Annotated in this window: 3 protein-coding genes; all 3 read left to right on the plus strand. The window is 43.5% G+C overall.

All coding sequences use genetic code 11. From position 1 onward, the window contains the following. The first annotated feature begins 134 nt into the window (after nucleotides 1–134). Complete coding sequence (locus BBG47_RS31465; protein ID WP_483310773.1) at nucleotides 135–308, plus strand: CysS/YqeB C-terminal domain-containing protein; 174 nt, start codon at nucleotides 135–137, stop codon at nucleotides 306–308. Nucleotides 309–700: 392 nt separating this feature from the next. After that, nucleotides 701–1,768 (plus strand): ribosome small subunit-dependent GTPase A, encoded by a 1,068-nt coding sequence (gene rsgA / locus BBG47_RS27425; protein ID WP_083189640.1) that lies wholly within the window; start codon nucleotides 701–703, stop codon nucleotides 1,766–1,768. After that, complete coding sequence (locus BBG47_RS27430) at nucleotides 1,765–2,781, plus strand: aminoglycoside phosphotransferase family protein (protein WP_065294386.1); 1,017 nt, start codon at nucleotides 1,765–1,767, stop codon at nucleotides 2,779–2,781. The genes rsgA and BBG47_RS27430 overlap by 4 nt, the downstream gene beginning before the upstream one ends. Nucleotides 2,782–3,252: the final 471 nt, after the last annotated feature.

Raw genomic sequence — 3,252 nt, forward strand, 5'->3', positions numbered from 1 at the left:
AGTGTCCAAGTTCATTAAGGGGCTTATGAGAAAAGACAGACATCAAGAAGGAGAAAATACGAGAAATCTTCCTGTATCATCATTACCCATGGAGTGAACAGGATCCGTATAAAGATGAATTCAATCTTTGGACCCTGCATGATCATGCATGTGGAGAAAATGCGAATGCTATCTTATATGAACGTCGAAATGCAATTAGGGAAGGGGATAAGAAAAAGGCCACAAATTTAAAAATGGACTTACGTGAACTAGGAATCGTTGTGAAAAATCAGGGCGAGGATCAATATGTACGAAAGATCAAATACTAATTTCCTATTGATTTCCACAAAGGTTTATGTAAAACTATAGAAGTGAAATTGTAATTCCACTTTTTCCCTCGAAAGGAGATGTTTTAAATGGCTGCTTATATGGTATTGGTGATTTTAACTTAGCCGAATATCGGGCGTAGTAAATTCCAATCTTTGATTATAGCTTGGAATGAGACAATCGGGAATATTACCCGTGTTTCTTTGCTATGCCGTAAACAGTAACCTTTCGTGAATACTGCTGTTAGCGTGATACGATGTAGGTCGTATCCCTTTTTGATTATAAGCCGACTTTTGGCTTGTCGCCGCGAAACAGCAGCTTCTTAGGAGGCTGCTTGTTCGCGGTATTTTTATGCCCAAAAACAACTTGAATTTTTTAGGAGTGGATCGGTTCAATGATTGATTTGAAACAATATGGCTATATCGATTCCGAGACGCCGCCGATAGATTTGATACCCGGAAGGGTTACGGAACTTCAGCGAGATCAATATACCGTCATCACCGAACATGGAGAAGTGACAGCTGTATTGAAAGGCGCGTTCTACCACACTGTGGGGACTCGAGAGGAGTTTCCGTGCGTTGGCGATTTTGTATTTCTACAATACAACGAAAGCGGCGCTTCGCGCATTGCCAAATTGCTGCCTCGCCGCTCGAAATTTTCCCGCGCTGATTATTCGGGACACGCAGCAGGGTATGCCAAAACCATACTGGAACAAGTCGTAGCAACGAATTTTGATTACGTATTTATCGCGTCGTCTCTAAACTGGGATTTCAAGGTCAGCCGCATCATGCGCTACCTGACACAGACACGGCAGAGCGGGGGTCAGCCTGTCGTAATCTTAACAAAAGCTGACTTGGTCCCGGATTTCAGCATACCGTTAGCTGAGGTTCAGAAAACTGCCCCTGGTGTGCCGGTACACGCAGTTTCCAGTCATACCAGGAGTGGCTTAGACGAGTTGAGTGAATATCTGCAACCAGGAAAAACCGTGGTATTCCTCGGCATGTCCGGCGTTGGAAAATCCTCGCTGCTAAACGCATTGATGAATCAGGATGTAATGACTGTCAAGGGTATCCGCGAGGCCGACAGCCGGGGTCGGCACACAACAACGCATCGCCAGCTTTTCATGCTCCCTTCAGGCGCGATGGTTATTGATACGCCGGGAATGCGTGAACTTGGGTTGTTCGGTGCGGACGACGGGATCAGCGCGGGATTTCACGATGTGGAGGATTTAATCACACAGTGTCGCTTCAGTGACTGCCGCCATCAGTCGGAGCCCGGCTGCGCAGTTCTTGCCGCCCTTGCCGATGGATCATTGGCGCCGGAGCATTGGGAGCGTTACCTTGTACAGAAGCGAGAAAACAAGTTTGTGAATGATAAATCGGGGTACCTCATCGATAAACGGGCACGGCAAAAGTCGATTGCCATGCAGCATAAGGGTAAAAAGGGAGGAAACAAGAAATGAACAACCATGATGAAAGGTGTATTAAGCCCGAAACACTGGCGCTTGTTTTGAGTAAAATGCTCGACAAGACGATAATCCGCGCAGATTATCAACTTACAGAGTTGCAAGGCGGGACAATAGGAACTGTTCGGCTTGTAACAGGTATGGCTGAAACTTCTGATGGTGAAAATCTGCCGTATAAGATGGTTTGGAAAACACAGAAAAAATTTGAGCGTTATGGTGATCCGGATTCATGGCGTAGGGAATACGACCTCTATGCATCGGATTTCAAACAGGTTTTCTTCGACTCGCTCCGGTGGCCGGAGTGTTATCACGCCGAAATAAATGGCGATGAGATTCAATTGTGGATGGAATATATTGATGGTGTGTCAGGCTTAAATCTAACCTCAGAAATGTATGAACGTGCAGCCGAGGAATTGGGGCGATTTCAAGGCAAGCTGTACGCTGAACGACCAAACGTATTGCAGAATTTGACCAATTTAAGCAAGGTTGAGTTTACAAAAAACTACTATCTGCGGTATCGGTCATGGAATGTTTTGTATGATTACATACGCTCCGAAGACTGCGAAATTCCGAAGCACCTATGTAAAATGCTTATAGACTTAGATAACAATGCGGACGAAATATTCAGTCGCATTGAAAAGCTGCCAGTAGTACTTTGTCACAGAGATTTTTGGGTGGCAAACATATTCTATTCGGACAGTAAAATCGTACTTATTGATTGGGATACCGCCGGTTGGGGGTATATGGGTGAGGATATTGCGAGTTTAATAGCGGACGAAGCGGATGTCTGTCATATGGTTGAATACTACCAAAGATGCGTTCGGGCGTATTACAGGGGTTTTTCGGAATATGCGGATGTGTCCCACAATTCCGATCATTGTATTTATGAACTAATCCTTGTTATGTTCGGATATAGGCTTGTGGAGTGGTATAAATTCGCTGAGTCGCCCGAAAATAAATCATTGCACCTTAATACCTTGCAAAAAATCTATGAGATGAGAAATTTGTAGATCCTGTCTAATAAATCCTTCTGCTATGGAAATGGCATACGCCTGCTTCGTAGCATTAGGATTTTTTTGTTCAGGCAAGAACATTGCCGACATTCATGATGAGATGAATCAATCGATTTGTCAATAGAAACTTACAGCTTATGTTGTGAGTTTGTTTTTTTTATTAAAAGCAGAATAAAGGTGGAATTGAAGCAATAGAGATAAACGGTGTTATTTAACAAATGTAAAAAAGTGGAATGAAAAAGTATCATTTTAGTCTGAAATCCATTTATTACTTACCAAGATGGATATGCCAGCATTTAAATGCTAGCTATGCATAAATTTCATTTGTTCTAGGAGGATTTGATGAGAAAACTCAAGAAGTCACTTCAGGTTTTATCTCTTACGGTGGTAACAGCGGTTGTTGTAGCTGGCTCGCCATCTTGGGCACTAGCCCAAACTTCAGAGCCAGTCATCACACCATCAGAGCCA

The sequence above is a fragment of the Paenibacillus sp. KS1 genome (assembly GCF_001680695.1).
Lineage (GTDB): Bacteria > Bacillota > Bacilli > Paenibacillales > Paenibacillaceae > Paenibacillus_B > Paenibacillus_B suaedae.